Genomic DNA, 26,208 nt, shown 5'->3' with positions numbered 1-26,208 from the left:
CTGCTCTGATGAGTGCGGAACGGATTACCTAATCGGTGGGGCCCAGTGCAATGAGAAAGATGTCGAGCGCACCGCGACCGATCCTGAACATAGTCGCGGCGCTGATCGCGCTCGCGCCGTTTGCGCTGATCTCGATCGCGCCGTTTGCGCTGATCAGCTCGGCGCAGGCCGCCGAATGCCCGCGCAAGGACGCGCTCGGCACCTCGCGTGTGCTCGAGGTCGACCCTGCGACCTATCCGCGCGTCGGGCTGAAGAGCTTTCCGCAGACCCTGCCGCTGCGGGATGGCGAGGTCGTGCTGACCTTCGACGACGGGCCGACACCTGGCGTCACCGACAAGGTGCTGACCGCACTGGCAACCGAATGCGTGCAGGCCACCTTCTTCATGGTCGGCCGCAATGCGGCGGATCATCCCGATATGGTCCGCAAGATCGCGCGGCTCGGGCACAGCATCGGCTATCACACCTGGGACCATCCGCATCTCAACAAAATGCCGACGGATCAGGCCGAGGCGAACATCAACCGGGGAATCGAAGCGGTCCAGACGGCCCTGCGCGGCACCGCGAGCACGGTCCCGAGCACGCCGTTCTTCCGGTTCCCCTATTTCGAGTCGACGCCCGCCCTGCTCGGGCGCATGGAAAAGCGCGGTATCGCGGTGTTCGGCGCCGATTTCTGGGCCAGCGATTGGAACAAGATGACGCCCGAAGAGGAACTCAAGCTGCTCACCGGGCGGCTCGAGGGTCATCGCAAGGGAATTATCCTGCTGCATGACCCGCAAATGCGAACAGCACAGATGCTGCCCGCCTTCCTAAGGTACCTGCAGGAGCATAACTATCACGTCGTCCACATCGTCCCGGCGGCGTTGAAAACCGTGTCCGACCGGACACATTGAACCCGGGACCCAAGGTGGATTACAGACCGTTAAGGCGGCATTCATGGGGCCGCACCTAAGGATTCGTCAGTGCGTTTGGAATGCGGCCGAGATCGATGATTGCAGACGTCCTGGTGATGATCCGGAAGCGGTCGCGGACCGTGATCGGCGCGGCGCTACTGGGCTGCTGCTTCATGACGCCGCAGGCCGCCCTCGCCGCGGATTGCCCGGGTAACCCCAACGCACTCGGCACCTCGCGGACCATCGTCGTCGATCCCAGGGAGCATCCGCGGATCGGCACCATGCAGTATCCGGAGACGCTGCCGCTCGCCGATCACGAGGTGGTGCTGACCTTCGACGACGGACCGCTGCCGAAATACAGCAACCAGGTGCTGGCCATTCTCGCCAGCCAGTGCGTCAAGGCGACCTTCTTCACCATCGGCTCCCAGGCCCGGTTCAATCCGGAGGGCGTGCGCAAGCTGATCGCCGCCGGGCATACCGTCGGCACGCACAGCCAGAACCATCCGTTGACGATGAACAAGATGCCGCTCGAGCGGGTGCGGCAGGAAGTCGACGACGGCATCGCCTCGACGCTCGCCGCCCTCAAAGGCGACAAGAGCAAGCTGGCGCCGTTCTTCCGGATTCCCGGCCTGATGCGCGCCGAGATCCCCGAAGCGTATCTGGCTTCGCAGGGCATCCAGGTCTGGAGCGCCGACTTCCCGGCTGACGACTGGCGCCACATCTCGCCGCAGCGGGTCTACGACCTCGCGATCCAGCGGATCGAGGCCAAGCACAAGGGCATCCTGCTGCTGCACGACATCCAGCCGCGCACGGTTGCGGCGCTGCCGCGCATCCTCAACACGCTGAAGGAGCGCGGCTACCGCATCGTCCATGTCGTGCCCGCGACAGCGGACCGTCCGGCGACGCCGACCGAGCCGCAGCAATGGTTCATGCGTCCGCCGACCGAGACGGTCGCGATCACGCGCTGGCCCAAAATTCCGAACTTCGTCTTCACCGCGACGCGGACGCTGCCGGCGCCGGTGTTTGCCGACATGGATTGGCGCGATGCCGACGTCCTCGATCACGCGCAGCGCGCGCGCGTCGGCGCATCCGTCCGCACGTTGTGGCCGCAGCCGCAGGTCGCCCAGCCGGCGTCGGCCTCGACGTTGCCGATCCCGGCGGCTGACGTGTTTCGCATTCCCGAAGCGCTGGACGTGACCCTGCTTGCGGCCCGCTCGGCGGCCGATCGCCGCCTCGCACAGCGCGCGGCAGCTGTCCCCGGAGCTGGCGCACCGCGCGCGCAGGCGATCTCGGCGCGCCAGGCCAGGCATCCGAAGCAGGCCGCGCATCAGATTCCCGCTGCGGCCCACGGCCGGCTTCACGGCGCGCCGCTGCGTGTCGTACCGCCGGCCGCGAGCAATGCGCCGGTCCATGTCGCCAAGCGCACCCCGCGCGCCGAGGCCTCGGCGGCCGGCAAGCGCGTGCCTGATTAGGGCGCGATCTAGCTGACCACGATCTTGGCGACACAGAGCAGGATCACCAGCGCCAGGAAGAAGATGTCGATATAGGATTTGATCTCGCCGGCATGCCTGAGCTCGGTGACGTCGGCGACGATCTGCTTGCGCGAGGCGACAGCATTGGGCCCCTCGGCGCCGATGCCGCGTCTCAAGCGCACGCAATATTGGGTGCTGGACAACATCCTCGCGCGGGTGCCACTCCATGACGCCGCGCACGGCTTTGCAGCGCAGCGCTCCATCCTGACCAATGCGCGCAACCATGTCGGCCGCGACGTGGTGATCAATCTCGATCTCAAGGATTTCTTCCCGACCTTGACCTACGCTCGCGTCAAGGGCCTGTTCGAGGCGCTGGGCTATGCCGAAGCGGTCGCGATTCCGCTCGCGCTGTTGTGGACCGAGCCGATGGTCGACGAAGTGGCGCTCGACGGCGAACGCCACTTCGTTGCCGACGGTCCGCGGCTGCTGCCGCAGGGCGCGCCGACCAGCCCGGCGATTACCAACCTGATCTGGGCCGGCCGGCAAGCACTTCGGCTCCGGCAAGGACGTGATCCGGTCGCTGCTCGGCTTCGGCCATTTCGCCGTGATGGTCGATTCGGAAAGCGGCACGCGTTGTTGCAGCGAGCGCAGCGCCTGGCCGCACAATATGGACCCGTCCCTTCCGCGCGGCGCCCGACTCGCGCCGCATTCCGCAACGCCGCGGCCGCCGGCCAGACGCCGCCCGGCCGGCAATGGAATCCCGCCGAGCGGCCGCCGCCACCGCCGGACCCGGTGTTGGTCGCGCTGGCACGACAGGACGAAAAGAAGCGGACGGCGCAGGCGCGCGTCGCAGCGCCGGGCCCCTCGCGCATGCCCAATGTTCCGCCACCGCCGGTGAGCGTGACGCGCGTGGTCGGCTCGCAGGCTGCTCCCCCGTCGGCACCGAGCGGGAAAAGGCAGCCGTGGTTCGTCACGGCACTGGTGATCGTCGCGGCACTCGCCGTGCTGCTGCTCCCTGGCGGCCCTGCAATCGCCGGCGCGATGCTGTTTCTTTACTTCAGCCGTTGGTGGAAACGGTGAACGACCGCCCCGTCGCGTCGGTGTTCGACCAGCCGACGAAAGACGGAAGATAGAGAGTCCAAGAGGGAGAATCGCCGGGTGTGATTCACCCGGGCGGCGGCGTCGTGGTGGGCCTCCGCGCACGGCGGAAGCGGACCTGAACTCCACGGTTCGACATTGCACCACGTCCCATACCGGGAGCATGGGAGCTAAAACCGCAACAATTTCAATCGGAAATTCCAAGTGTGGTGCGCTCGGAGGGACTCGAACCCCCACGGTGTTACCCACTGCCACCTCAAGGCAGCGCGTCTACCAATTCCGCCACGAGCGCTAAGGATGTCGGATGGAACCCTAAGGCGCCGCCGCATCGAGGGGGCCATGTAACAAATCACGGATGCAGGGACAAGGCGCTTGATGCGTGAATTAACTGCGAACCCCGGGAGATTTCGGCAGCATCTGCTTGACCTCGACCGCAATCCGGTTGCGGTCGACCAGGACGACGCCGCTGGCCACCGGCAGGTTGTTGGCGAGGATCTTGACCTCGTCGGCCTCGGTGGCATCCAGTTCGATGATGGCGCCGCGGGACAGCCGCATGACCTGGTGAATCGGCATGGTGGTCGTGCCGAGGACCACCATGAGATCGACGCTGACTTTATCGAGGGTGGGCACTTCTGAACCGCCGGACGGGAACTAAATTGTGGGTTCACCTGACCACGTTAGGGTTAGCTAATGGTTAACGACCGCCAAAGCCTCGATTTGACGACCTTTGCGCGCCCTTCGGGCGGCGAAGCGGTCGAATGGCGGATTTCGGACCATCCAGTGCCCTACCCCGATTCTCTCGCCGAGATGGACGCAAGGGTGGCGGCGATCGCCGAGCGCGCGGCGCCTGAACTGGTGTGGCTGCTCGAGCATCCGCCGCTCTACACCTCCGGCACCAGCGGCAAGGCCGACGACCTGCTCGACCCGCGCTTTCCGACCTTCCAGAGCGGCCGCGGCGGCCAGGTCACCTATCACGGCCCGGGCCAGCGCGTTGCCTATGTGATGCTGGACCTGAAGCGGCGCCGGCCGGACGTGCGCGCCTATGTCGCCTCGCTGGAGGAATGGATCATCCGCACGCTGGCCGCCTTCAATGTCCGCGGCGAGCGCCGCGAGGACCGCGTCGGGGTCTGGGTGCGGCGCCCGGACAAGGGACCGGGCCATGAGGACAAGATCGCCGCGATCGGCGTCAGGCTGCGCCGCTGGGTCTCGTTCCACGGCATCGCGATCAATGTCGAGCCCGACCTCTCGCACTTCCGGGCGATCGTGCCCTGCGGCGTGGTCGATCCGCGGTACGGCGTCACCTCGCTGGTCGATCTCGGACTGCCGGTCACGATGGCCGATGTCGACATCGCGCTCCGGCAGGCATTTTCCGAAGTGTTCGGAGACACCGCAGCGCGCCTGCCGGAAGCAACACTGTAGGGCTCACGCCGCCTTCTGCGGCGCGACCTCGAGCTTGCCGGCGATGTGAGAAGCGCGATGACGCCTCCCAGCAGCCTCATGATGTCGCCGCCGGATGCGAACATAAGGAGCGTTTGGGCAACGCCAGAGAGAACCGCAGTTGCGGCTCCGCATCCGGCGACCCAACCTCCAAATGCACGGCAACCGCCATCAGACATCTCGCCCTCCTCACAAGATCGCCTCGAAAGCGCTGCGCAAGGTTTCGTGCCGGAACACAAAGCCGTTGCTCAGCGCCTTGTTCGGCAGCACGCGCTGGCCGCCGAGCAAGAGCTCGTTGGCGAAGTCGCCGCCGACGGCGCGGAGCAGCGCGGCCGGCACGCGGAACATCGCGGGCCGGTGCAGGCGCCGCCCCAGCTCCTCGGTGAACTTGGTGTTGGTGACCGGAATCGGCGCGGTCGCGTTGATCGGGCCTGAGAGCTCCGGCTTCGCGATCACATGCGCGATCAGGCGCACCAGATCGTCCCGCTCGATCCATGACATCCACTGCTTGCCGGAGCCGAGCGGGCCGCCGAGACCGAACTCGAACGGCGTCAGCATCCGCGTGATGAAACCGCCGTCGGTGCCGACCACGAGACCGATCCGCAAATACGCCACGCGCACGCCGTGATCGACGGCCGCCTTCGCCGCATTCTCCCAGGCCTCGCACAGTTCGTGACTGAAGCAGGCGTGGGATTTCGCCGACTCCGTCAGCACCTGATCCTGCCAGAGCCCGTACCAGCCGATCGCGGAGCCGCTCACCAGCACCGACGGCTTGCGTTCGAGCCGCGCGATCAGCCTGACGACCTCGGCTGTCATGTCGATGCGCGAGGCGATGATCTTGCGGCGCTTTGCGTCAGTCCAAAGACCGTTCCCGATCGGCTCGCCCGCGAGATTGACGATGGCGTCGATCCCTGAGCCGGCGGGCAGCTGGTCGAGGCTCGTGATCAGCGTCACCGGCGGCGACAGCATCTCGGCCTTCGCCGGATTGCGGATCAGTGCAATCACCTGATGGCCGGATGCGGTGAGGCTCGCGACGAGGCGGTTGCCGATGAAACCGGTCGCGCCGGTGACGAGCACGGTCTGTCCCGCAGGCAACTTCTCGACCAAGGTGGCGGCCGGCCCGCTGACCATCCGTCCCAGCCGCCTGGCAGCAGCAAAGTCACGCGCACCGAACAGCGCCGCGCCGACGGCCGCGGCCGTTGCGAACAGGCTTAGGAGGCCCGCATAGGCCGGCACGACGCCGGTCGGCAGCATCGCCCAGCCGATCAGGACCGGCACCAGCAGCACGAGGATGGCGCCGTAGTTGATTGCCAGCAGCGTATGATTGATCCGCTCGCTCGGCGGCAGCTTTCGGCTCAGATCCTCCTCGACGAAATCCATCAGCGTGATGACGACCTCGACAACGAGCACGGCCATGACGGCGATCGCGAGAACGCCGTGCACCTCCAGCCAGCCGAGCACGAGGAACAGCAGCGCATAGAGCATGTTCCGCACGCTGTGCAACCGCAGCTCATGGCGCTGCGAGGGACGCCAGGCCAGCCGCTCGGTGAATTCGTGGTGATAGAAGGTGTCGAAGGCGCCCATCGCGATCTGGATGGCGACCAGGGTCCACAGCAGCGGCGTCATGACGAGGCCTCCCTGAACACGGCGGACTGACGGATCAGCCGGCCGAAACGCGGGTGGATGATCTCCAGCGTGAAGCGGAAGTCGCCGCAGCCGAGATCGGAATGGGTGACGGTGAGATCGCCTGGCGTGAGCCATTCGGGCAGTTGCATCCGAAACGGCCCCAGCCGCAGCGAATAGCCGACGCTGTGAAACACCAGCGCCTCGTGCTCGACCGCAATCCGCAGCGCCATGCTGACGCCGAAGCCGGCATACTCCTCGAGCCCGGTCGGCCCGGCAAAGCGTTTGGCGGAATGAATCACCTGCGGAAAGCCGTCGCGGCGCGCGCAGATGCGGGTCCAGATCTGGCCGCCGCTCGCGGCGTCCTCGGTGACGGTGACGATCATCGGCACGCCGGTCTCGGTGCCGGTCGGAAGCGGCCCGCCGATCAGCCGCGCGGCCTGTGCCAGCCACCATCCGGCGCGGCTGTTCGAGGCTTCCTCGACCTCGCCGACATAGACGACGGTGTTGCCGTCCTCGAACCGCTTCGAGAAGCGGCGCCAGATCGCAACCGGCAAGCGGCCCCAATCCTCGTCCGACAGCAATGCGCGGAAGCGATGGTCGTCGAACAGTTTCGTATCGGAAGCCGGCGCTGTCTTTAAGGTGGATATCCTTGCTGACGCCATCGCACGCTCCCGTTACGCCGCCGCCCCTATCTGGCTCTGCCTGTCGGCAGGAAACTCACGATCTTCTCGCCGAGCTTGATCAATGCCACCAGGCGCGGCCGCGGCACGTTCAGCATCTGCGTGTACCAGCGGTCGACCAGTTCGGTGAATGTCAGCATCTCCTTCAGCCGCTTGCTGGCGAGCGGGCTGATGGCGGGATCGTCGGCCGCGTCGGAGACGCAGGCGCGTAGCGCCGCAAGCGCCGGATCGATCTCGCGCTCCTTGCGCCCGGCCGCGATCTTCGCCGCGACCTCCCAGATGTCGGTCTCCGCCTCGAAGTGGTCGCGACGGTCGCCGAGGATCGGCACCCGACGGATCAATCCCCAGGACAGTAGCTCCTTGATCGAGTTGGAGACGTTGGAGCGCGCCATGCCGAGCGTATCGGCGATGTCTTCCGCGGTCATCGGCGCCTCCGCGAGGTAGAGTAGCCCGTGGATCTGGCTGACCGAGCGGTTCACGCCCCATTCGTCGCCCATGTCGCCCCAATGCAGGATGAAGCGCTCGACGACGGCGGGAAGTTTTCTCTTGGCGGTTATTTCTGTCATGACAGAAATATCAGATTGTTCGGAGCGGAAGTCAAGGGTCATCGATGCCGCTCGGAAAGGCCGCGCGACGCAGCACGCCTTCTCTCCTGTGTGCCCCCAGCGAGGGTGATTCATCACAGATCACGAGTTTTCCTTTGTCGCGGCCGAAGTCTTCGTCCAACCTGATCCGGGTGGACGATTTTTTCAGCCGGACGGCGGGCTGTCGACATGAGCCAGCTTCACGGCCAACAAGGAGCTTACGATGCCAGCGTCCGACAAGGAGTTCGTAGGGTCCATTCCGGAGCTCTACGACCGGCTTCTCGTGCCGATGATCTTTGAACCCTACGCCCGCGATCTGGCGCAGCGGGCCAAGGCCATTGGCCCGCGCGACCTGCTCGAGACCGCCGCGGGCACCGGTGCCGTCACCCGAGCGCTGTGGTCGGCGCTCGGCCGCGACACACGGATCGTGGCGACCGACCTGAATGAACCCATGCTCGAACGGGCGAAGTCGCGGATGCCGGACGCGGCTGATATCAGGTGGCGGCAGGCCGACGCACTCAACCTGCCGTTCGACAGTGCGAGCTTCGATGTCGTCGCCTGCCAGTTCGGCGCGATGTTCTTCCCCGACAAGCCCAAGGGCTATTCGGAGGCTCGCCGCGTGCTGAAGCCGGGCGGCCGTTTCCTGTTCAACGTGTGGGATCGCATCGAAGGCAACGAGTTCGCCGACGTGGTCACCCAGGCATTGGCAGAGGTCTTCCCGGCCGATCCGCCGCGATTCCTCGCGCGCACGCCCCATGGCCACTACGCGCCAGACCCGATCCGGGCCGATCTTTTGGCCGCGGGCTTCAGCACGGTCGAGATCGACACCGTCCGGCTGCAAAGCCGGGCGAACGCGCCGCACGATCCGGCGATCGGTTTTTGCCAGGGCTCACCGCTGCGCGGCGAGATCGAGGCACGCGGCGGTATCGGACTTGATGCTGCGACCGAGCACGCCGCATCGGCGCTCGCGCGCCGTTTCGGCAACGGCGCGATCGAAGGGCGGATTCAGGCGCTGGTGATCTCGGCGGCCGTGTAGCACTGCGTGTCACACCGTCGGCAGGACCGAGAACCGCTCCCCTGCCCGGCGCAGGTTCAGAAGATCGGAATTGCCTGATCCGGCGCGCACGGCATCGACCCGCGCCGAGAACGGGCCGCGGCCGCACGCCGTGATCATGTCGGCGACGATGGCCTCGGGGCCGGCGAACACCGCCTCGACGCTGCCGTCGCGGCGATTGCGGACCCAACCTTCGAGCCCCCGCGCGTTCGCCTGCTCGTCGACCCAGGCGCGATAGCCGACGCCCTGGACGCGGCCGCTGATCGTGACATGGCGGATCACGCCGCTCATTTCTTCAGACCGAGGAACTCGCCGCTGCGCGCCTTGGTCTCCGCCTCGCGCATCACGCGGCTAGTTAGTTCGGACGAGGCGATGCCCTTGAGGTGCTTCGGCGAAGCGCCTTCGCGCAGCGCTTTCAGCGTCTCGTAGACGGCCTGGGTTGCGGCCGCGAACGGCGCGTGGCCCTGCAGCGCGATCCGGACGCGCTGGCTTGCCAGATAGTCCAGCGCGGTCATCTCTTCCGGCGCGCCGCCGAGCACGATCGGCAGCGTCGTCGCGGCCGAGAGCGCCTCGAGCTCGCCGCGCGACGTGATTCCGGTGAAGAACAGCCCATCGACGCCGATCGCCTCATAGGCCCTGGCCCGTGCGATCGCATCATCAAGATTGGTGATCGAGACGGCGCCGGTCCGGCCCAGGATGACGAGCGACGGATCGCTGCGGCCGTCAAGCGCGGCCTTCATCTTGCCGACGCCTTCCTCGAGCGAGATCAGCTGCGCCTTGGCCTGGCCGAACGCTTGCGGCAGCAGCGTATCCTCGATGGTGAGGCCGGCGGCACCGGCGGCTTCGACCTCCTGAACCGTGCGGCGAACGTTGAGCGCATTGCCGTAGCCGTGGTCGGCATCGACCAGCACAGGCAGGGTCGACGCACGCGACATCCGGCGTACCTGCTCGGCGAATTCCGTCAGCGTGATCAGCGCGATATCGGGATCGCCGAGCACGGCGAGCGAGGCCACCGAGCCGCCGAACATGCCGAGCTCGAAACCGAGATCCTCCGCGATCCGGATCGAGGTCGCGTCATAGACCGAGCCCGGGCGGATGCAGGTTGATCCGTTGAGAATCGATCGCAGTGCTTCGCGGCGCTTGCGGAAGGCCATGGCAGGACTCCTCAATTCGTCATTGCGAGGAGCGCAGCGACGAAGCAATCCAGATCTTCGCTGCCGCACGATGGATTGCTTCGCTGCGCTCGCAATGACGGGTCTATGCGAACTCCAGGATCAGCGCGTCGACCGCGAGCGTGGCGCCGGCGGCGGCGTGGATCTTCTTGACGGTGCCGTCGCGCTCGGCGCGCAGCACGTTCTGCATCTTCATGGCTTCCACCACAGCGAGCGTCTCGCCGGCCTTGACCTCCTGGCCCTCGGTCACCGCGATCGACACCACGAGCCCGGGCATCGGGCACAGCAACTTCTTTCCGGTGTCGGCGGCCGAGACCACCGGCATCAACCGCGCCGAGGTCGCCTCGGTCTCGGTGAAGACATAGACCGGCACCTCAAAACCCTGATGCGCGAGGCGGAAGCCGTTGTTGATCGCACGCACCTGCACGGCGACAAAATTGCCGTCGATGGTGCCCTGCCACACCGGCTCGCCCGGCGCCCAGCTCGACACCAGATTGTGCGGATTGCCGGGGAGCCCGTCGGCGCCGATGAAGCGCACCGCGATGGCGTCATCCTCGCGCGCGACGTCGAGCGCGATCTCGGCATGGTCGAGCCACACCGCGCGGCGGCGCTCGCGCTGCACCACGCGGCCGCCCATCTGTCCGGAAATCTGCCGCTTGCGCTCGCCCAGCACATGGTCGATCGCAGCACCGACCGCCGCGAGCCGCCGCGCGATCTCGCCCTCGGGCGCGCGCGCCGAGAACCCTTTCGGGAATTCCTCCGCGATGAAGCCGGTCGAGAGCCGGCCCTCGCGCCAGCGCGGATGGTTCATCAAGGCCGACAGGAAAGGAATGTTGTGCCTGATGCCGTCGACATAGAAGGCGTCGAGCGCGGTCGCCTGCGCCTCGATCGCGGCAGCGCGCGACGGTGCGTGGGTGACCAGCTTGGCGATCATCGGATCGTAATGGATCGATATCTCGCCGCCCTCCTGCACACCGGTGTCGTTGCGGATCGTGATGCCGTCATGGCTGGCCTCGGCCGGCGGGCGGTATTTCACCAGCCGGCCAATCGACGGCAGGAAGTTGCGGAACGGATCCTCGGCATAGACGCGGGACTCCACCGCCCAGCCGGTCAGCGTGACGTCCTTCTGCGCGAGCGCAAGCTTCTCACCGGCCGCGACGCGGATCATCTGCTCGACGAGGTCGATGCCGGTGATCAGCTCGGTGACGGGATGCTCGACCTGCAGGCGGGTGTTCATCTCCAGGAAGTAGAAGCTCTTGTCCTGGCCGGCGACGAATTCCACGGTGCCGGCCGAATCGTAATTGACCGCCTTGGCCAGCGCGACCGCCTGCTCGCCCATCTTGCGGCGGGTCTGCTCGTCGAGCAGCGGCGACGGTGCTTCCTCGATGACCTTCTGGTTGCGGCGCTGGATCGAGCACTCGCGCTCGCCGAGATAGATCACGTTGCCATGCTTGTCGCCGAGGATCTGAATCTCGATGTGCCGGGGATCGACGATGAATTTCTCGATGAAGACGCGGTCGTCGCCGAACGACGACTTCGCCTCCGCCTTGGCGAGGTTGAAGCCTTCGGCGACCTCCGCCTTCGAATGCGCGATGCGCATGCCCTTGCCGCCGCCGCCGGCGGAGGCCTTGATCATCACGGGGTAGCCGATCTCGTCGGCGATCTGGACCGCGTGCTTGTCGTCCTCGATCACGCCGAGATGGCCGGGCACGGTCGAGACCTTGGCCTTGGCCGCGGCCTTCTTGGATTCGATCTTGTCGCCCATCGCGGCGATGGCGCCGGGGTTCGGGCCGATGAAGACGATGCCGGCGGCCTCCAGCGCGCGCGGAAACGCCTCGCGCTCGGATAGGAAGCCGTAGCCGGGATGCACGGCCTGCGCGCCGGTCTTGCGGCAGGCATCGACGATCTTGTCGATCAGAAGATAGCTCTCGGCCGCGGCGGGCGGGCCGATCAACACGGCGTCGTCGGCCATCTCGACATGCAGCGCGTCGCGGTCGGCCTCGGAGTAGACGGCAACCGTCTCAATCCCCATACGGCGCGCAGTCTTGATGACCCGGCAGGCGATCTCGCCGCGGTTGGCGATCAGGATTCGTTTGAACATGCTCTTCTTGCTTGGGCTTTGGGCAGGATTCCTCCCCGCGCAATCCGGCACGGGCGATTGGGCGTAACGTCTCCGTGGTACAGCAAAATGCCCCGGAGGCAAATGCAGACCGGGCCGGCGCCTGGCCGGTTCTTGTCCGGTTCGTGGCGGTAGCCTGAGGGGGAATTTCAGCCCGAATAGGTCTTGAAGCGGCCGCGCGAATACGCTTTCGCGACGGCTTTCATCAGCTCGCTGACCTCATTCTCCAGGAATTCATTGGCCACGATCAGCGCCCGGATGGTCGCGCGCAGATTGCCGCCGCAGGCAGAAATCGCCTGATCGACAGCCGCCTCCAGCCCGTCATCGTCATCAGATTCGGGCCGTGCAGACATCATGGGGCATCCGGGATTCAGGTGGCACATCATGTTCCTATTTTGTTCTCTTGAAGTCAATCGGATCTTTGCTCGGAAGCTGTCCCCTGAGGCGCCGCCGGTCTCTTCCGCCGCCAGCGCGCGAGGCGTTGCAGGGTCCAGATGTCGGTGATGACATCGGCAATGATGGTGATGATGAACTCGGCCATATCAGCATCCCTTCGATGGCAGTGTCCGGCCGTTCTACGTCGCGGAATGCCGATCGGGATGTGACGGCGCGCACGCATCTGTCGCGAACAGGCCTTGGTTGGATCGTACCTGCCTGTGCTAGAAGTTCGGCTGCCCGCCAAAAATCTGAAGTGAGAAAATGCGGTTTCGCAATCCGGTCATCACGACGCTTCTCCTGACATGCCTGTCCGCGAGCCCTGTCCTGTCTGCGACGGCTGCCCTGTCTGCGACCGGTAGCGCCTCGGCCACGGCGATCGTCAAGGACGCCGGGACGGTTCAGCTCGGCAACACGGTCTATCGGCTCGACGGCATCGACGCGCCGGCGGCCGACCAGCTCTGCATCGACGAGCACGCCGACGCCTGGACCTGCGGGATTGAAGCGCGCGACCAGCTGACAAAGCTGATCGGCGGCAAGCCGATTCATTGCGACGATATCGGCGTCGATCCGACCTTCAAGAAGCGCCGCCTCGGCGTCTGCAAGATCGAGGGCGACCCGACCAGCCTCAGCCAGGTGATGGTGCAGAAGGGCTACGCCCTCAACGTCGAGACATCGGCCACTGGCCGATTCAAGCCGGATCAAGCCACCGCCAAGGACAATCGTGCCGGACTGTGGAAGGGCTGCTTCGTGGCGCCGCGCGATTTTCGTCTCGGCAAGAAGGACGGCGCCCTGCTCGGCAACGCCTGCCCGGCCGACCGTGACACGCAGATCCGCAATGCGCTCTTCCCGGACGATTTGCCGATGCCGGCAAGCTGCAACATCAAGGGCAAGTACGCCGTACGCGCCCGCGTCACCGGCAATGTCGGCATCTATCACCTGCAGGCGTGCCGCAGTTACCCCGGCCTCGGCAATCCGGATCGCTGGTTCTGCTCCGAGGAGGACGCGCAGGCCGCCGGGTTCCGCAGGGCCTATAATTGCCGCCCGCCCAAAGGCAAATGAAGAGCGAGTGGTTGCACCGTCGTTCCGGGGCGCGAAGCGAACCTCAGATGCGCAATTGCGCATCGGGGAATCTCGAGATTGCGGGCTCGATGCTTCGCATCGCCCCGGAATGACAGAGGCTAGTGATCGCCGCAAATCACGCTGGAAATGCCGCCTCGTCCTGTGTGAAACTGCGCCGAGAGGTTGCCGGCGCGTATGACCCCACCCGATCCCGCTGATGTGCTTCCTGAAGCTGCGGCAGCTGAACGGCTGCGGCAGCACCTTGAGGAGATCGCGCGCGAACGCGACCGGGCTCATCGCGAGCTCCAGGAGCGCGAGGCCGAGCTGGCGCGGATCCAGCGCATCGCGCGGGTTGGCGGGCTCGAGATCGATTTCCGCGACGGCGTGCGCAACCGCCGCTCTCCCGAATATCTGCTGGTGCACGGCCTGCCGCCCGAAGAGGTCAACGAGACCTATGAGAACTGGGTCGCGCGCATCCACCCCGACGATCGCGAACGAACCATCAACCACCTGTTCGGCGTGCTCAAGGCCGGCGGCGAGGATTACACCGCCGAATATCGCATCATCCGCCCGAACGACGGCGAGAGCCGCTGGATTCGTGTCGTCGCCAAGATCGAGCGCGACCGCAATGGCCGTGCGCTGCGGCTGGTCGGCGCCGATCTCGACGTCACCGATCAGATGCTGGCGCAGGAAACCCTGCGCGAGAGCGAGGAACGCTTCCGCCTGATCGCCGACAGCGCGCCGGTGCCGATCTGGGTGACCAAGCTCGACCGCACCCGCTCCTTCGCCAACCAGGCCTATCTGGATTTCCTCGGCCTGCCGTTCGAGGAAGCAGTCGTGTTCGACTGGCGCAAGGCGCTGCATCCGGATGATCTGCCGAACATCCTGCAGGAGCAGATCACCGGCGAATTGTCGCTCAAGCCGTTCGTGCTCGAGGCACGCTATCGCAATGCTGCGGGCGATTGGCGCTGGCTGCGCTCGGAATCGCAACCGCGCTGGGACCCGAACGGCAAGCATATCGGCTTCATCGGCGTCGCCCACGACATCACGGCGGCGAAGGAAGCCGAGATCGAGCTGCGCAAGCTCAACGAGTCGCTGGAACGGCGCATCCTGGAGCGCACCGCACAGCTCGAATCCCGCGAAGCGCAGACGCGCGCGATCCTGGAAACCAGCCATCAATATCAGATGCTGCTCAACCGCGATGGCGGCCTGCTCTACACCAACCAGACCGCGCTGGCCGGCATCCGCGCAGAGGCTGCGGACGTCGTCGGCAAACCGTTCTGGGATACGCCATGGTTCACTGCGACCGACGGCATGCCGCGCGTGATCCGGAATGCCTTTGCGACCGCGATGCGCGGCCAGGACGTCAAGATCGAGCTGCAATTGCAGCTGCCGATCGGCGAGCGCTATTTCGATTTCGCGATGCGGCCGCTGCAGGACCAGCACGGCACGATCGTCGGCGCGGTGCCGGAGGCCGTCGACATCACCGAGCGGCGCCGCGGCGAGGAAGCCCTGCGGCAATCGCAGAAGATGGAAGCGGTCGGCCAGCTCACCGGCGGCGTCGCGCACGACTTCAACAACCTGCTTACCATCATCCGCTCCGCGACCGACTTCCTGCGCCGCCGCGAGCTGCCGGATGAACGGCGCCGCCGCTACATCGACGCGATCTCCGAGACCGTGGAGCGGGCCTCCAAACTCACCGCGCAGCTCCTGGCGTTTGCGCGCAGGCAACCGCTCAATCCCGAAGTCTTCAATGTCGGAACGCAGGTCGACAGCGTGGTGCAGCTGATCCGCCCGCTGGTCGGCGCGCGGATCCACATCGAAGTCAGAATCGAGGATCCCGATTGCTTTGCGATCGCCGATATCGGCCAGTTCGAGACCGCGATGATCAACCTTGCGGTCAACGGCCGCGATGCCATGAATGGCGAAGGCCAGCTGACGATCGGCGTCAGGAAGGTCAAGCACATCCCTGCCCTGCGCGCCCAGGCCTCGCGCAGCGGCGATTTCGTGACGGTCTCGATCCAGGATACCGGCACCGGCATCTCGCCGGAAAATCTCGACGCGATCTTCGAGCCGTTCTTTACGACCAAGGAAGTCGGCAAGGGAACGGGCCTCGGGCTGAGCCAGGCCTTCGGTTTCGTCAAGCAATCCGACGGCGATATCGAGGTCACCAGCACGCCGGGGCACGGCGCGACCTTCACCATCTATCTGCCGCAGGCGATGCGCCCGGCGGACGCCAAGGTCGCGGCCAGCGCGGGCATCGAGCAGGCCTCGATCGGCCGCGGCTATCGCGTCCTCGTGGTCGAGGACAACGACGATGTCGGCCAGTTCTCCACCGAACTGCTCGAGGATCTCGGCTATTCGGTCAAGCGCGCGGCGAACGCCAACGCAGCGCTGTCGATCCTCTCGGAGAACGAGTTCGCCGCCGACCTCGTGTTCTCCGACGTGATCATGCCCGGCATGAATGGCGTCGAGCTCGCCGGCGTGATCCGCGATCGCTTTCCCGGCCTGCCGGTGGTGCTGACCAGCGGCTACAGCAACGTGCTCGCCGAGAACGCGCACAGCGGCTTCGAGCTGATCCAGAAACCCTATTCGGTCGAGGCGCTGTCGCGCACGCTCCGCAAGGCGATCGCCGAGCAGCGGGCGACCGCCTCAAAGCCCTGATCCCGCCACAGGCCGCGCGCTACTCGATCACGACATGCGCGACGCCGAGCTGAAGGATGCCGAGCGCGCGGGCCGCCGTAGTCGAGACATCGATGATCCGCCCGCGAATAAACGGTCCGCGGTCGTTGACCCGGCAGCGGATCGATTTTCCGTGATAGGACACGGTGACCATGCTGCCGAATGGCCGCTTGCGATGCGCGCAGGTCATCTCGCCGCTCCTGCCGATGCCATGATAATAGGACGCAAGGCCACTCTCTGCGTTCGCCATGCACGAGGTAAACAGCAGCATGGCCGCGGACGTTACTGCGGTCTTCATCGATTGCCTGCCGGTCGAGCCCCGCAATGGAACGCGGTTCCACGGTTTCGGTTCCGCGCCCGAGACGTCGGCAGGTCGATTTTTTGGAACTTTTCAGCGAGAGCCGCTCAGGCGGCGTCCTCGACGCTGTCGGCCGCGAGCAGCGTCCGCAGGTCCTGCGCCGGAACCGGCTTGCTGAACAGATAGCCCTGCATCTGGGTGCAGCCCAGCATCTGCACGGTATCGCGCTGCTGATCGGTCTCGACGCCCTCGGCTGTCGTGATCATGTTGCGGTCGGCCGCGATCGAGACCACCGCGCGAATGATCGAGGCCGAGCCGCTGTTGCGGGTCACTTCCTTGACGAAGCTGCGGTCGATCTTGATCTTGTCGAACGGAAAACGCTGCAGATATTGCAGCGACGAGTAGCCGGTGCCGAAATCGTCGAGCGCGATGTGGACACCGAGCGCGCGCAGCTGGCCGAGCGTGACCAGCGCCGCATCGTCGTCGGCGATCAGCACCGCCTCGGTGATCTCGAGCTCGAGCCTGCGCGGGTCGAGCCCGCTCTCGGCGAGCGCGCTTGCAACCTTCAGCGCCAGCGTCTCCGATTTGAACTGGATCGGCGAGACGTTGACCGCCAGGCGCACATGCGCCGGCCAGGCCGCCGCCTCGATGCAGGCGGTGCGCAACACCCACTGCCCGATCTCCTCGATCAGCCCGGTCTCCTCGGCGACCGGTATGAACTCCGCCGGCGAGATCATGCCGCGCACCGGATGGCGCCAGCGCAGCAGCGCCTCGCAGCCGGTCACCTCGTCGCTGCGCAGGTCGACCAGCGGCTGATAGTGCAGCTCGAAGCGGTCCTCCGCCAACGCACTGCGCAGATCGGCCTCCAGCGCGCGGCGCAGATTGGCCTGCTTCTCCATCGCCGGATCGAAGAAGCGGTAGGTCCTGCGGCCGGCAGCCTTGGCCGCGTACATGGCGAGGTCGGCGCATTTGAGCAGGCCGAACAGGTCGGACCCGTGACGCGGGGCGATCGCAATGCCGATGCTGGCGTCGCTCGACAGCCAATGACCGTGGCAGTCGAACGGCGTGCGCAGCGACTGATAGACGCGCGCGACCAGATCGCTGACGTCGTCGTCCGACATGATGTCATGCTGGACGATCGCGAACTCGTCGCCACCGAGGCGCGCGATGAAGTCGTTCGATCCGACCGACCGGCGCAGCTTCTCGGCCACGCGCCGCAGGAATTCATCGCCGATCGGATGACCCAGCGTGTCGTTGATCCGCTTGAACTCGTCGATATCGATGTAATGGATCGCGAACTCGCGGACGGTCGCCTCGCGCAACAATTCTTCCGCGTGACGCTGGAACAGCGTCCGGTTCGGCAGATTGGTCAGCGCATCGTAGTGCGCGAGATACTCGATCTGCGCCTGCGCGCGCCGCCCGTCGGTGACGTCCTCGAGCGTGGTAGCCCAGCCGCCGTCGGGTGCGCGCTTGTAGATCAGGCGGATGCTGCGGCCGTCGGGCGTCATGATCACCGAGTCGCGGATTTCATCACCCCTGGGATTGTTGAACCGCGCACAATATTCATCGAGATCGCCGACGAATGAGCCGAGCGCCTGGCGATGCAGGATCAGGTCGCGCAGATGGCACCCCGGCTTGGCGACATCGGGCGATAGGCCGAACATGTCGATGTATTGCTGATTGCAGATCACGAGCCGCGCCGAGGCATCGAACAGCAGAAGCCCCTGCGTCATGGTGTTGATCGCGGTGTCGAGATGCTGGCTCTTTTCGGACAATCGGCGGCTTGCCGCGTCGTGCTGCCGCTGCAGCTGGCGGACGATCAGGAAGACCGCGAAGCTGATGACCAGTACCGCCAACACGGCCGCGCAGAATTGCAGCTTGGTCTGGCCACGCCAGTCCTCCAGCGCGCTCGAGGTTTTCGTGGTGGCGAGGATCAGGATCGGAAAATGCGACAGCGATCTGACCGCACCGACGTTCTCCTCGCCCGAGGCGCCGACGAACAGTCCCGACGTGTTGCCGCCAAAGCTGATGACCTTTTGGAATACCGGCAGGTTGATGATGTTGCGGCCGATCACGCCGGCATCCTGCGGATAGCGCGCGATGATGGTGCCGTCGCGGTGAATCATCGAAATCACGGTGTCGCCGTTCAGCGCCAGCGAGGCGAGGAAATCCTCGAAATGGCTCGGCTCGACGCCGCGGCTCGCAAAACCTATGATCTCGCCGTTGCGCCCGGTGATCTTGCGGGCAAAGATCGTGGTCCAGTTGCCCGTCACCTTGCTCATCGCTGGCTCGACGATGACAGGCGACATCGGCCGGCCCGAAGTGAATTCCCGGAAATACCGCCGTTCGGCAATGCTGATGTCGGGCACCGGCCACATCTCGGACGAGTTGATCAGCCATCCCTTGGCATTGAACAGATTGAGCCCGCCGACATGCGGCAGCGCGGCGAGCCGCGTGCGCAGCATCTCGTGCGCGCTCAGGAGCGACATGTTCTTTTCGAACTGATCTGCGGTCTCGACCTGCTCCGACCGCAGATAGTTCACGATGTCGTCGTGGACATGCTGGAGGTCGCTGAGCTGCTGGTCGAAATGCCGCGACAGCAGCAGCGCGGTGTTGTTGAGCTCGCGTTCGGACATCTCCAGCGCGCGCTCGCGAAACTGCAGCGCGAGATAGCCTGTGCCAAGCGTGATGGCGAGCACCAGCAGCGCGGCGCTCAGGACGAGCCACTGAATGGCGCCCATCCTGGTGGCACGCAGCACACCCGTGATCGACAGCCGCCGGTGCTCCGGCTTCACGCTGTTCGTTGAGATAACCGACATTTTCCTGCCCCTGCGGGTGCCCTTCTACGGGAGCACAACCCAAGGGGTCGTTAGGAAAATCAGTTATCGGACTGTTAAGGCGGATGAGTACCAGGGCGCGATCGGCATGGGCATCCTCACAGGACGCGACCGCCTCAGGCGACCCCGGTCGCTTCCTTCAGGCTGCACTCGATCAACGCGCCCTCAATGCTGAACTTCGAGAATGGAGAGAACGGCGTCGCGGCCTTGAGCGCGGCGAAGAATTGCGAGTCGCCCGGACTCTTGAGGAGAAAACGGATGTGGCTGGCCGCCAGCGCATCGCGCGACAGCCAGACGACGCCGGAGAACAGCGCCACGAGCATCTGTGCGTAATCGCCGACATCGGCGAGGCCGAGATCGTAAATCGGAGACACATTGATGAAGCGCGCGCTGAGAGCCGGCGACGTGTATCGGCTCATCAGGAGACGCCTGACCTGGCACACCGCGTGGACCCGTTCGCCGTCGGTCAGGTGATACAGCCCCTGACTGTCACCTTCCCTGGCGGTCAGCGCTTCAAAGGCACCGATGCCGCCAAAGGTGGCAAAATCCTCTCCGACGCCTTCAGCGTCCTTCTTCCATTGTGCCTTGATGTGACGCCAGGATCGCTCAGGATCCTTGATTGGCAAAAGCCGCATGGTTAAGGGGCTGTTAGCACGGAGGGAGTAGTCGCTGAGATAATATGTCGCAGGCATTAAGCCTTTGCTTACAGCGGTAGCCGGTTGCGTCGACGCGACGGCCGGCCCGGAGATGCGTAGCCCGGATGAAGCGAAGCGCAATCCGGGGAGCTGTATCAGCGGTTGGCGGCTCCCGGATTTCGCTGCGCTTCATCCGGGCTACATGAACTTCGACCCCTGGTGTGCGCGATCGCCCCGAGCTCACGACCTGCAGCAAGCCGAACCCGCGGGCGGCGCGGCCTCGGGCTGTGGCGCACAACAGGCACTCTGCCTTTCCGGGTCCTCACGCGCGACACGCGCGGTCCGCTCGCCGCTGCCGTCGCCATAGACGATGCTCTCACCTGTCGTATGGAAGGTCTCCCACGCAATCCCCGCGGGATCGTCTATCCACGACTTCTCGGACCTGGCATAGCAGCAGACCGTCTGTCCCTGCTCGATCACCTCGCCGCCCGCCTTGCGCAGCCGGCCATAGACCTCGCCGAGCTCCTCGGCGCTCTCCACCTGAATGCCGAGGTGATCGAGCCCCGGCTCGCGGCCGCGGGTCGAGATCGCGAAGTTGACCCGGGGATCATCGAGCATCCACTTGGCATAGTCGGATTTCACGACCGTCGGTTCAGCGCCGAACAACGCCGAGTAGAAGCCGACCGATTGCGGGATGTCCTTGACGGCGACGTGAACGTGCATGCGCTTCATGGAGGCAATCCTTTCGGGCGGCGGCGCTGGATGGATATTCCATCCCAAGCATGCTCAGATATCAACCGCGTTACAACAGGGGTCCTGCTGCGGAATGGATGCGCTCACGCTGTTCGGTTTGTTCGCCGTGACCATGATGCTCGTCTGCTACGCAGCCGAGGACCGCAGCCCGTGGTTCATCCTGGCCTTCGCGATCTCCTGCGCGCTCGGCTCGGCATACGGTTTCCTGCAGGGCGCCTGGCCGTTCGGCCTTGTCGAAGCGATCTGGGCCGTCGTCGCAGCGCGCCGCTGGCTGATGCGCCGAACCGCTGAGAGCGTGTAACGTTATAGTATCCGCGGCAATTCTGTCGCGGCGTCGAACTTGAATGCGCGCGGTCACGGCGCTAATTAGAGCCCATGGACGCATCGCACACCATGATTCAGCCTTCCGCTCATGCAACAGGATCGCGCCGCTGGCGCAGCCTGCTTGCGGGGCTGATTTCGCTTGCGCTGGTGCTGTCGTTCTTCCACGGCTGGGCCTTCGACGGCGATGACGATGCGGCTCCCGGCTTCTCGATCGCTCAGTCGATCAACGACAGCGGCGGCAAGGCTCCCGCGCATCCGGCCTCACTGCACGGCGATCACTGCCTGACCCACGTCGCCTCCGTGGCGCCGCAGGAGACGGCATTCCCGATCGCTTATGCGCCGCATAGCTATGGCGACAGCAGCATCGGGCTGCCGGCGTCAGCCGATCGCCTCTCCCCCTTCAAACCACCCCGCGCCTGATCCGGTCGGCATGACCGACCGTGCGCTGCTGCCATCCGGCAGCGCGCACGCTTCCGCACAGATCGATGTCGCGACAGCGCAGGGCCATCGGCATGCGCTGCGGAGAGGCGCATATGAAACGGGTTGTTCTATTTTTCGCCGGCGTGGCTGCCGGTATCGCACTGATCATTCTGGCGGCCGGATGGATCGGCTGGCCAGTCAAGTTCCCGGCCACGATGCAGGAGGCGGCGACCGCAGATCCACCGAAAGCCGAGGCCAGGCATGAGGCCCCCGGGCATATCGAGCTCAGCGAAGACCAGATTCGAGAGTCTGGCATCACGCTCGCACCGGCCAGCGGCGGCATGCTGAAGCGGCATTTCCTCGCGCCCGGATCGCTGATCCCCGACGCCGATCACATCGGCCGCGTCTCGGTGCGCGTGCTCGCGACGGTCACGGAACTGCGCAAGCGTCTCGGCGACGTGGTCGAGAAAGGCGAGATCGTCGCTGCGATCGAAAGCCGTGAGGTCGCCGACGCCAAGAGCGAATACCTCGCCGCGCGGCTCACCAACGACCTGCAGCAAACGCTCTACGCGCGGCAGAAGACGCTGGTCGAGACCCGCATCGTCTCGGAAAACGAGTTCCTGCGCACGCGGCTGACCGCGAACGACGCCCAGATCAAGCTCGACGGCGCGCGGCAGAAGCTGTTTGCGCTCGGCCTGTCGGACAGCGAGATCGCCGATCTGCCCAACCAGCCGCCCGAAAGCCTGCGGACGCAGTTCCTGCGCGCGCCGATCAGCGGCCGGGTGTCCGAACGGCGCGTCGATCTCGGCGGACTGATCGGACGCGAAGGCCAGGAAAGCGAGCTCTACGTCATCGTCAATCTCGACGACATCTGGGTCGATCTGGCGGTTTCGCCTGAAGACATCGGCGCAGTTCGCGAAGGCGTCTCGGTCAAGATCCGCGCCATCGGCACCGAGGATGAAGCCAGTGCCGGCGTGATCTTCGTCAGCCCCCTGCTCGACCGCGAGACGCGCAATGCCCGCGTGATCGCGACCATGCCTAACAAGGATCACCGCTGGAAGCCGGGCACCTTCGTCACCGCGGAGGTCCCGCTGTCAGGCGCGCCATCGACCGTGATGGTCTCGAAGAAGGCGCTTCAAACCGTCAAGGGGACACCGACCGTATTTGTGCGGGATGCCGACGGCTTCGAGGCGAGGTCGGTGCGGACCGGCCGTGAGGACGACGACGACATCGAAATCGTCGCGGGTCTTGCCGCCGGCGAGACCATTGCGGTGCAGAACACCTTCACATTGAAGGCCGAGGTCGAGAAGGACGAAGCGGAGCACGGCCATGATTGAGCGCATCATCGGTCTTGCGATCCAGCGGCGCTGGGTCGTCGTCACACTGGCGGCAATCCTGATGTTCCTCGGCAGCCTCGCATTGACGAAGCTGCCGATCGACGCGGTGCCCGACATCACCAACAAGCAGGTCCAGATCAACACAGTCGCCCCGGCGCTGTCGCCGGCGGAAATCGAGAAGCAGATCACCTTCCCGATCGAGACGGCGCTGGCGGGCGCGCCGGGACTGGAGAGCACGCGGTCGCTCTCCCGTAACGGCTTCTCGCAGATCACGGCCGTGTTCAGCGAAGCCACCAATATCTATTTCGCCCGCCAGCAGGTCGGCGAGCGCCTGACCGAAGTTCGCGCGCGCCTGCCCCAGGGCATCGAGCCGCGAATTGGCCCGACCACGACAGGTCTCGGCGAAATCTACATGTGGACCGTCCACTACTCCGGCCAGAAGGTGCAGAGTGACGGCGCGCCGGGCCTGCAGAGCGACGGCCGCTTCCTGACGGCGGACGGCCAGGTGCTGCAAAGCGAGGTCGAGAAGGACGCCTATCTGCGCACGGTGCAGGACTGGATCATCAAGCCGCAGATCAAGATGGTGCCGGGTGTCGCCGGCGTTGATTCGATCGGCGGCTACCTCAAGCAGTACCAGGTCCATCCCGATGCGGCGAAGCTGATCGCGCTCGGCCTCACCTTCGCCGACGTCGCCAAGGCGATCGAGAGCAACAATGTCAGCCGCGGCGCGCGCTATATCGAGCGCAACGGCGAAGGGTTCGTGGTCCGGTCCGGCGGTCGCCTCGAGACCATGGAGGAACTCGGCGCCGTCGTCGTCACCACCCGCGGCGGCGTGCCGGTCAGGATCCGCGACCTCGCGTCGCTCTCGATCGGCGGCGAGACACGCACCGGCAGCGCCAGCGAGAACGGCCGCGAGGTCGTGGTCGGCACGGCGCTGATGCTGATCGGCGCCAACAGCCGCACGGTATCGGCCGCGGTCGACGCCAAGCTGCGCGCGATCACGCCGTCGTTGCCGGCGGGCGTCGCAGTCGAGACGGTGCTCGATCGCACCCAACTGGTCGATGCGACCATCGGCACCGTGGCGCGCAATCTCTCCGAAGGCGCGCTGCTCGTGATCGCCGTGCTGTTCGTGCTGCTCGGCAATTTCCGCGCGGCATTGATCACGGCGCTGGTGATCCCGATTGCGATGCTGATGACGGCTATCGGCATGTTTCAGGGCCGCATCAGCGCCAATCTGATGAGCCTCGGTGCGCTGGATTTCGGCCTGATCGTCGACGGCGCCGTCATCATCACCGAGAACAGCCTGCGTCATCTCGCCGAGAAGCAGCACGCGCTCGGCCGCGTGCTGACGCGCGACGAACGGCTGGCGACGGTGCGCGCCTCTGCCGTGGAAATGGTACAGCCGAGCCTTTACGGCCAGGCCATCATCCTGCTGGTCTATGTGCCGCTCCTGACCTTCACCGGCGTCGAAGGCAAGATGTTCGAGCCGATGGCGCTGACCGTGATCCTCGCGCTCGCCGCTGCCTTCGTGCTGTCGCTGACGCTGGTTCCCGCGCTGATCGCGATCGGCATCACCGGCCGCGTGCAGGAGAAGGAAAACTGGCTCGTTGCCGCATTGAAGCGCTGGTACAGCCCGCTGCTCCGGCGCGCGGTTGTAACGCCCTTGCCTGTCATCGCCGTGGCGGTCGTGTTGTTCGCGACCGCCCTGTTCGGGTTCTTCCGGCTCGGCCAGGAGTTCATCCCCTCGCTCGACGAGAAGAACATCGCCATGCACGCGCTCAGGATTCCGAGCACGGCGCTGTCGCAGTCGCAGGCGATGCAGCTCTCGGTCGAGAAAGCCGTCAGCCGCTTCCCGCAGGTGTCGTTCGTGTTCTCCAAGACCGGCACCGCGGAGGTGGCGAGCGATCCGATGCCGCCGAACGCGTCCGACACCTTCATCATCCTCAAGCCGCGCGCAGAGTGGCCGGATCCGTCGTTGACCAAGGAGCAGCTGATCGAGGACATCTCGAAGGCGGTCGGCCGGCTGCCCGGCAACGTCTATGAGTTCACCCAGCCGATCCAGATGCGCTTCAACGAGCTGCTCGCCGGCGTTCGCGGCGACATCGCGGTCAAGGTGTTCGGCGACGAGTTCGAGCCGATGCAGCAGGCCGCCAACCAGATCGCCGCCGCGCTACGCGGCGTGCGCGGCGCGACCGACGTCAAGGTCGAACAGGCCGGTGGCCTGCCCGTGCTCGAGATCAAGGTCGACAAGGCGGCGATTGCCCGACGGGGCCTGAGCGTCTCCGAGGTCCAGGACGTGATCGGTGCCGCGGTCGGCGGCCAGGATGCCGGCGTGGTCTACGAGGGCGATCGCAGCTTCGACATCGTGGTGCGGTTGCCGGAGAGCGTGCGCTCCGATCTCGAGGCGTTGAGCAATTTGCCGGTCGCATTGCCGAAGGCAACGCCGAGTTCGCCGGTGCAGAGCCTGCCGCTCAACCGCGTCGCGCAGTTCTCCTTCACCGAAGGGCCGAACCAGATCAGCCGCGAGAACGGCAAGCGCCGCATCGTGGTGACCGCCAATGTCCGCGGCCGCGATCTCGGCTCGGTGGTCGAAGAGGCTCAAGCAAAGGTCACGCAATCGGTGCAGCTGCCGCCTGGCTACTGGATGACCTGGGGCGGCCAATCGGAAAATCTCGCCGCGGCGCGCCAGCGCCTTGCCGTCGTAGTGCCGGCCTGCTTTGCGATGATCTTCCTGTTGCTGCTGGCGGCGATGGGATCAGTGCGCGATGCGCTGCTGGTGTTCAGCGCGGTGCCGCTGGCGCTCACCGGCGGCGTCGCGGCGCTGTGGCTGCGCGACATGCCGTTCTCGATCTCGGCGGCGGTCGGCTTCATCGCGCTATCAGGCGTTGCGGTGCTGAACGGGCTCGTGATGCTGAGCTTCGTTCGGCAATTGCGCGAACGCGGCTTGCCGATGCGGGAGGCCATCGAGCAAGGCGCGCTCACCCGCTTCCGGCCCGTGGTGATGACCGCGCTGGTGGCCTCGCTCGGTTTCGTACCGATGGCGTTCGCCACCGGCACCGGCGCTGAGGTGCAGAAGCCGCTCGCCACCGTCGTGATCGGCGGCCTGATCAGCGCGACCCTGCTCACGCTCGCCGTCCTGCCCGCGCTCTATGCACGGTACGGGCATGCCGGCAGCGCTGCGCGCAACGAGAGCACCGCGGTTCAGCCCGCGGAATGACGGTGTGTTGACCGGCGTCGCCAGGAAAAATCCGGCAGTTACAGCGCCGCCCCGGCGCTGTAACATTTCTGTCATA

Annotated in this window: 25 protein-coding genes and 1 tRNA gene; 11 read left to right on the top strand and 15 right to left on the bottom strand. The window is 65.7% G+C overall.

Going from position 1 to position 26,208, the window contains the following annotated elements:
- Positions 1-50: 50 nt before the first annotated feature.
- Positions 51-890, top strand: a complete 840-nt coding sequence (locus ACE10Z_RS21020) for a polysaccharide deacetylase family protein (protein ID WP_375789582.1) — start codon at positions 51-53, stop codon at positions 888-890.
- A 95-nt stretch (positions 891-985) separates the two neighbouring features.
- The gene (locus ACE10Z_RS21015) at positions 986-2,362 is read left to right on the top strand and encodes a polysaccharide deacetylase family protein (protein WP_375789581.1); all 1,377 of its coding nucleotides are present in this window, start codon (positions 986-988) and stop codon (positions 2,360-2,362) included.
- Positions 2,363-2,370: 8 nt separating this feature from the next.
- On the opposite strand, the gene ACE10Z_RS21010 is transcribed toward ACE10Z_RS21015, so the two are convergent.
- Positions 2,371-2,538, bottom strand: a complete 168-nt coding sequence (locus tag ACE10Z_RS21010; RefSeq protein ID WP_375789580.1) for a hypothetical protein — start codon at positions 2,536-2,538, stop codon at positions 2,371-2,373.
- Between ACE10Z_RS21010 and ACE10Z_RS21005 the strand changes: the two genes are divergently transcribed.
- On the top strand, positions 2,525-3,442 hold the full coding sequence (locus ACE10Z_RS21005) for a hypothetical protein (protein WP_375789579.1): 918 nt from the start codon (positions 2,525-2,527) through the stop codon (positions 3,440-3,442). The two genes, ACE10Z_RS21010 and ACE10Z_RS21005, sit on opposite strands and share 14 nt — an antisense overlap.
- Before the next feature lie 225 nt (positions 3,443-3,667).
- Here ACE10Z_RS21005 and ACE10Z_RS21000 read toward each other — a convergent pair.
- Positions 3,668-3,752, bottom strand: a tRNA-Leu gene (locus ACE10Z_RS21000).
- Between the two features lie 92 nt (positions 3,753-3,844).
- Positions 3,845-4,090: a FliM/FliN family flagellar motor switch protein gene (locus tag ACE10Z_RS20995; RefSeq protein ID WP_021080574.1), complete on the bottom strand. Its 246-nt coding sequence runs from the start codon at positions 4,088-4,090 to the stop codon at positions 3,845-3,847.
- Between the two features lie 60 nt (positions 4,091-4,150).
- Between ACE10Z_RS20995 and lipB the strand changes: the two genes are divergently transcribed.
- Complete coding sequence (gene lipB, locus ACE10Z_RS20990; RefSeq protein ID WP_375789578.1) at positions 4,151-4,879, top strand: lipoyl(octanoyl) transferase LipB; 729 nt, start codon at positions 4,151-4,153, stop codon at positions 4,877-4,879.
- A 207-nt stretch (positions 4,880-5,086) separates the two neighbouring features.
- Here the strand turns inward: lipB and ACE10Z_RS20985 are convergent, their stop codons facing one another.
- From ACE10Z_RS20985 to ACE10Z_RS20975, 3 genes are read right to left on the bottom strand one after another with little or no spacing between them, the layout of a single operon-like run.
- Positions 5,087-6,523, bottom strand: coding sequence for a TIGR01777 family oxidoreductase (locus ACE10Z_RS20985; protein WP_375789577.1), 1,437 nt, complete (start codon positions 6,521-6,523; stop codon positions 5,087-5,089).
- Positions 6,520-7,185: a DUF4166 domain-containing protein gene (locus ACE10Z_RS20980; RefSeq protein WP_375789576.1), complete on the bottom strand. Its 666-nt coding sequence runs from the start codon at positions 7,183-7,185 to the stop codon at positions 6,520-6,522. Before ACE10Z_RS20980 ends, ACE10Z_RS20985 begins: the two co-directional genes overlap by 4 nt.
- A 26-nt stretch (positions 7,186-7,211) precedes the next feature.
- On the bottom strand, positions 7,212-7,769 hold the full coding sequence (locus ACE10Z_RS20975) for a GbsR/MarR family transcriptional regulator (RefSeq protein WP_375789575.1): 558 nt from the start codon (positions 7,767-7,769) through the stop codon (positions 7,212-7,214).
- A 241-nt stretch (positions 7,770-8,010) separates the two neighbouring features.
- Here ACE10Z_RS20975 and ACE10Z_RS20970 point away from each other — a divergent pair, with 241 nt between their 5' ends.
- Positions 8,011-8,823: a class I SAM-dependent methyltransferase gene (locus ACE10Z_RS20970; protein WP_375789574.1), complete on the top strand. Its 813-nt coding sequence runs from the start codon at positions 8,011-8,013 to the stop codon at positions 8,821-8,823.
- A gap of 9 nt (positions 8,824-8,832) precedes the next feature.
- On the opposite strand, the gene ACE10Z_RS20965 is transcribed toward ACE10Z_RS20970, so the two are convergent.
- The 5 genes from ACE10Z_RS20965 to ACE10Z_RS20945 all read right to left on the bottom strand — a co-directional run bounded on the left by ACE10Z_RS20965 (position 8,833) and on the right by ACE10Z_RS20945 (position 12,673).
- On the bottom strand, positions 8,833-9,132 hold the full coding sequence (locus ACE10Z_RS20965) for an acylphosphatase (protein ID WP_375789573.1): 300 nt from the start codon (positions 9,130-9,132) through the stop codon (positions 8,833-8,835).
- Complete coding sequence (locus tag ACE10Z_RS20960) at positions 9,129-9,995, bottom strand: oxaloacetate decarboxylase (protein WP_375789572.1); 867 nt, start codon at positions 9,993-9,995, stop codon at positions 9,129-9,131. Before ACE10Z_RS20960 ends, ACE10Z_RS20965 begins: the two co-directional genes overlap by 4 nt.
- Before the next feature lie 103 nt (positions 9,996-10,098).
- Positions 10,099-12,114, bottom strand: a complete 2,016-nt coding sequence (locus tag ACE10Z_RS20955) for an acetyl-CoA carboxylase biotin carboxylase subunit (protein ID WP_375789571.1) — start codon at positions 12,112-12,114, stop codon at positions 10,099-10,101.
- Positions 12,115-12,281: 167 nt separating this feature from the next.
- A complete protein-coding gene (locus ACE10Z_RS20950) occupies positions 12,282-12,488 on the bottom strand; it encodes a hypothetical protein (RefSeq protein WP_375789570.1) in 207 nt (68 codons plus the stop codon).
- A 53-nt stretch (positions 12,489-12,541) separates the two neighbouring features.
- Entirely contained in the window at positions 12,542-12,673 is a 132-nt protein-coding gene (locus tag ACE10Z_RS20945) for a hypothetical protein (RefSeq protein ID WP_375789569.1), read from the bottom strand.
- 158 nt (positions 12,674-12,831) lie between these two features.
- Here ACE10Z_RS20945 and ACE10Z_RS20940 point away from each other — a divergent pair, with 158 nt between their 5' ends.
- Both ACE10Z_RS20940 and ACE10Z_RS20935 read left to right on the top strand, forming a co-directional pair.
- The gene (locus tag ACE10Z_RS20940; protein ID WP_375789568.1) at positions 12,832-13,629 is read left to right on the top strand and encodes a thermonuclease family protein; all 798 of its coding nucleotides are present in this window, start codon (positions 12,832-12,834) and stop codon (positions 13,627-13,629) included.
- A gap of 195 nt (positions 13,630-13,824) precedes the next feature.
- Positions 13,825-16,293: a PAS domain-containing protein gene (locus ACE10Z_RS20935; protein WP_375789567.1), complete on the top strand. Its 2,469-nt coding sequence runs from the start codon at positions 13,825-13,827 to the stop codon at positions 16,291-16,293.
- A gap of 19 nt (positions 16,294-16,312) precedes the next feature.
- Here the strand turns inward: ACE10Z_RS20935 and ACE10Z_RS20930 are convergent, their stop codons facing one another.
- The 4 genes from ACE10Z_RS20930 to ACE10Z_RS20915 all read right to left on the bottom strand — a co-directional run bounded on the left by ACE10Z_RS20930 (position 16,313) and on the right by ACE10Z_RS20915 (position 20,813).
- Positions 16,313-16,609 carry a septal ring lytic transglycosylase RlpA family protein gene (locus ACE10Z_RS20930; RefSeq protein ID WP_298377448.1) on the bottom strand — a complete coding sequence of 99 codons (297 nt, stop codon included), beginning with the start codon at positions 16,607-16,609 and terminating at the stop codon, positions 16,313-16,315.
- Between the two features lie 107 nt (positions 16,610-16,716).
- Positions 16,717-19,428: an EAL domain-containing protein gene (locus ACE10Z_RS20925; protein WP_375789566.1), complete on the bottom strand. Its 2,712-nt coding sequence runs from the start codon at positions 19,426-19,428 to the stop codon at positions 16,717-16,719.
- 134 nt (positions 19,429-19,562) lie between these two features.
- Positions 19,563-20,222 (bottom strand): hypothetical protein, encoded by a 660-nt coding sequence (locus ACE10Z_RS20920; RefSeq protein ID WP_375789565.1) that lies wholly within the window; start codon positions 20,220-20,222, stop codon positions 19,563-19,565.
- 99 nt (positions 20,223-20,321) lie between these two features.
- On the bottom strand, positions 20,322-20,813 hold the full coding sequence (locus ACE10Z_RS20915) for an ArsI/CadI family heavy metal resistance metalloenzyme (RefSeq protein WP_375789564.1): 492 nt from the start codon (positions 20,811-20,813) through the stop codon (positions 20,322-20,324).
- A 94-nt stretch (positions 20,814-20,907) separates the two neighbouring features.
- On the opposite strand from ACE10Z_RS20915, the gene ACE10Z_RS20910 reads away from it, so the two are divergent.
- The 4 genes from ACE10Z_RS20910 (at position 20,908) to ACE10Z_RS20895 (ending at position 26,132) form a co-directional block, all read left to right on the top strand.
- Entirely contained in the window at positions 20,908-21,135 is a 228-nt protein-coding gene (locus tag ACE10Z_RS20910; protein WP_223967432.1) for a hypothetical protein, read from the top strand.
- A gap of 92 nt (positions 21,136-21,227) precedes the next feature.
- Positions 21,228-21,578: a hypothetical protein gene (locus ACE10Z_RS20905; RefSeq protein ID WP_375789563.1), complete on the top strand. Its 351-nt coding sequence runs from the start codon at positions 21,228-21,230 to the stop codon at positions 21,576-21,578.
- Between the two features lie 113 nt (positions 21,579-21,691).
- A complete protein-coding gene (locus ACE10Z_RS20900; RefSeq protein ID WP_375789562.1) occupies positions 21,692-22,915 on the top strand; it encodes an efflux RND transporter periplasmic adaptor subunit in 1,224 nt (407 codons plus the stop codon).
- Positions 22,908-26,132, top strand: a complete 3,225-nt coding sequence (locus ACE10Z_RS20895; RefSeq protein WP_375789561.1) for an efflux RND transporter permease subunit — start codon at positions 22,908-22,910, stop codon at positions 26,130-26,132. The genes ACE10Z_RS20900 and ACE10Z_RS20895 overlap by 8 nt, the downstream gene beginning before the upstream one ends.
- The last annotated feature ends 76 nt before the right edge of the window (positions 26,133-26,208 follow it).

It is taken from the genome of Bradyrhizobium sp. Pha-3, assembly GCF_042258615.1.
Lineage (GTDB): Bacteria > Pseudomonadota > Alphaproteobacteria > Rhizobiales > Xanthobacteraceae > Bradyrhizobium.
This window is presented reverse-complemented; position numbering and strand designations above follow the sequence as displayed.

What these genes read in the sequence shown, in the direction of transcription:
- ACE10Z_RS21020 (WP_375789582.1), top strand. Translation starts at nt 51, where the DNA reads ATGAGAAAGATGTCGAGCGCACCGCGACCGATCCTGAACATAGTCGCG.
- ACE10Z_RS21015 (WP_375789581.1), top strand. Translation starts at nt 986, where the DNA reads ATGATTGCAGACGTCCTGGTGATGATCCGGAAGCGGTCGCGGACCGTG.
- ACE10Z_RS21005 (WP_375789579.1), top strand. Translation starts at nt 2,525, where the DNA reads ATGCCGCGTCTCAAGCGCACGCAATATTGGGTGCTGGACAACATCCTC.
- lipB (WP_375789578.1), top strand. Translation starts at nt 4,151, where the DNA reads ATGGTTAACGACCGCCAAAGCCTCGATTTGACGACCTTTGCGCGCCCT.
- ACE10Z_RS20985 (WP_375789577.1), bottom strand. Translation starts at nt 6,523, where the DNA reads ATGACGCCGCTGCTGTGGACCCTGGTCGCCATCCAGATCGCGATGGGC.
- ACE10Z_RS20980 (WP_375789576.1), bottom strand. Translation starts at nt 7,185, where the DNA reads ATGGCGTCAGCAAGGATATCCACCTTAAAGACAGCGCCGGCTTCCGAT.
- ACE10Z_RS20975 (WP_375789575.1), bottom strand. Translation starts at nt 7,769, where the DNA reads ATGACAGAAATAACCGCCAAGAGAAAACTTCCCGCCGTCGTCGAGCGC.
- ACE10Z_RS20970 (WP_375789574.1), top strand. Translation starts at nt 8,011, where the DNA reads ATGCCAGCGTCCGACAAGGAGTTCGTAGGGTCCATTCCGGAGCTCTAC.
- ACE10Z_RS20965 (WP_375789573.1), bottom strand. Translation starts at nt 9,132, where the DNA reads ATGAGCGGCGTGATCCGCCATGTCACGATCAGCGGCCGCGTCCAGGGC.
- ACE10Z_RS20960 (WP_375789572.1), bottom strand. Translation starts at nt 9,995, where the DNA reads ATGGCCTTCCGCAAGCGCCGCGAAGCACTGCGATCGATTCTCAACGGA.
- ACE10Z_RS20955 (WP_375789571.1), bottom strand. Translation starts at nt 12,114, where the DNA reads ATGTTCAAACGAATCCTGATCGCCAACCGCGGCGAGATCGCCTGCCGG.
- ACE10Z_RS20950 (WP_375789570.1), bottom strand. Translation starts at nt 12,488, where the DNA reads ATGATGTCTGCACGGCCCGAATCTGATGACGATGACGGGCTGGAGGCG.
- ACE10Z_RS20945 (WP_375789569.1), bottom strand. Translation starts at nt 12,673, where the DNA reads ATGGCCGAGTTCATCATCACCATCATTGCCGATGTCATCACCGACATC.
- ACE10Z_RS20940 (WP_375789568.1), top strand. Translation starts at nt 12,832, where the DNA reads ATGCGGTTTCGCAATCCGGTCATCACGACGCTTCTCCTGACATGCCTG.
- ACE10Z_RS20935 (WP_375789567.1), top strand. Translation starts at nt 13,825, where the DNA reads ATGACCCCACCCGATCCCGCTGATGTGCTTCCTGAAGCTGCGGCAGCT.
- ACE10Z_RS20930 (WP_298377448.1), bottom strand. Translation starts at nt 16,609, where the DNA reads ATGAAGACCGCAGTAACGTCCGCGGCCATGCTGCTGTTTACCTCGTGC.
- ACE10Z_RS20925 (WP_375789566.1), bottom strand. Translation starts at nt 19,428, where the DNA reads ATGTCGGTTATCTCAACGAACAGCGTGAAGCCGGAGCACCGGCGGCTG.
- ACE10Z_RS20915 (WP_375789564.1), bottom strand. Translation starts at nt 20,813, where the DNA reads ATGAAGCGCATGCACGTTCACGTCGCCGTCAAGGACATCCCGCAATCG.
- ACE10Z_RS20910 (WP_223967432.1), top strand. Translation starts at nt 20,908, where the DNA reads ATGGATGCGCTCACGCTGTTCGGTTTGTTCGCCGTGACCATGATGCTC.
- ACE10Z_RS20905 (WP_375789563.1), top strand. Translation starts at nt 21,228, where the DNA reads ATGATTCAGCCTTCCGCTCATGCAACAGGATCGCGCCGCTGGCGCAGC.
- ACE10Z_RS20900 (WP_375789562.1), top strand. Translation starts at nt 21,692, where the DNA reads ATGAAACGGGTTGTTCTATTTTTCGCCGGCGTGGCTGCCGGTATCGCA.
- ACE10Z_RS20895 (WP_375789561.1), top strand. Translation starts at nt 22,908, where the DNA reads ATGATTGAGCGCATCATCGGTCTTGCGATCCAGCGGCGCTGGGTCGTC.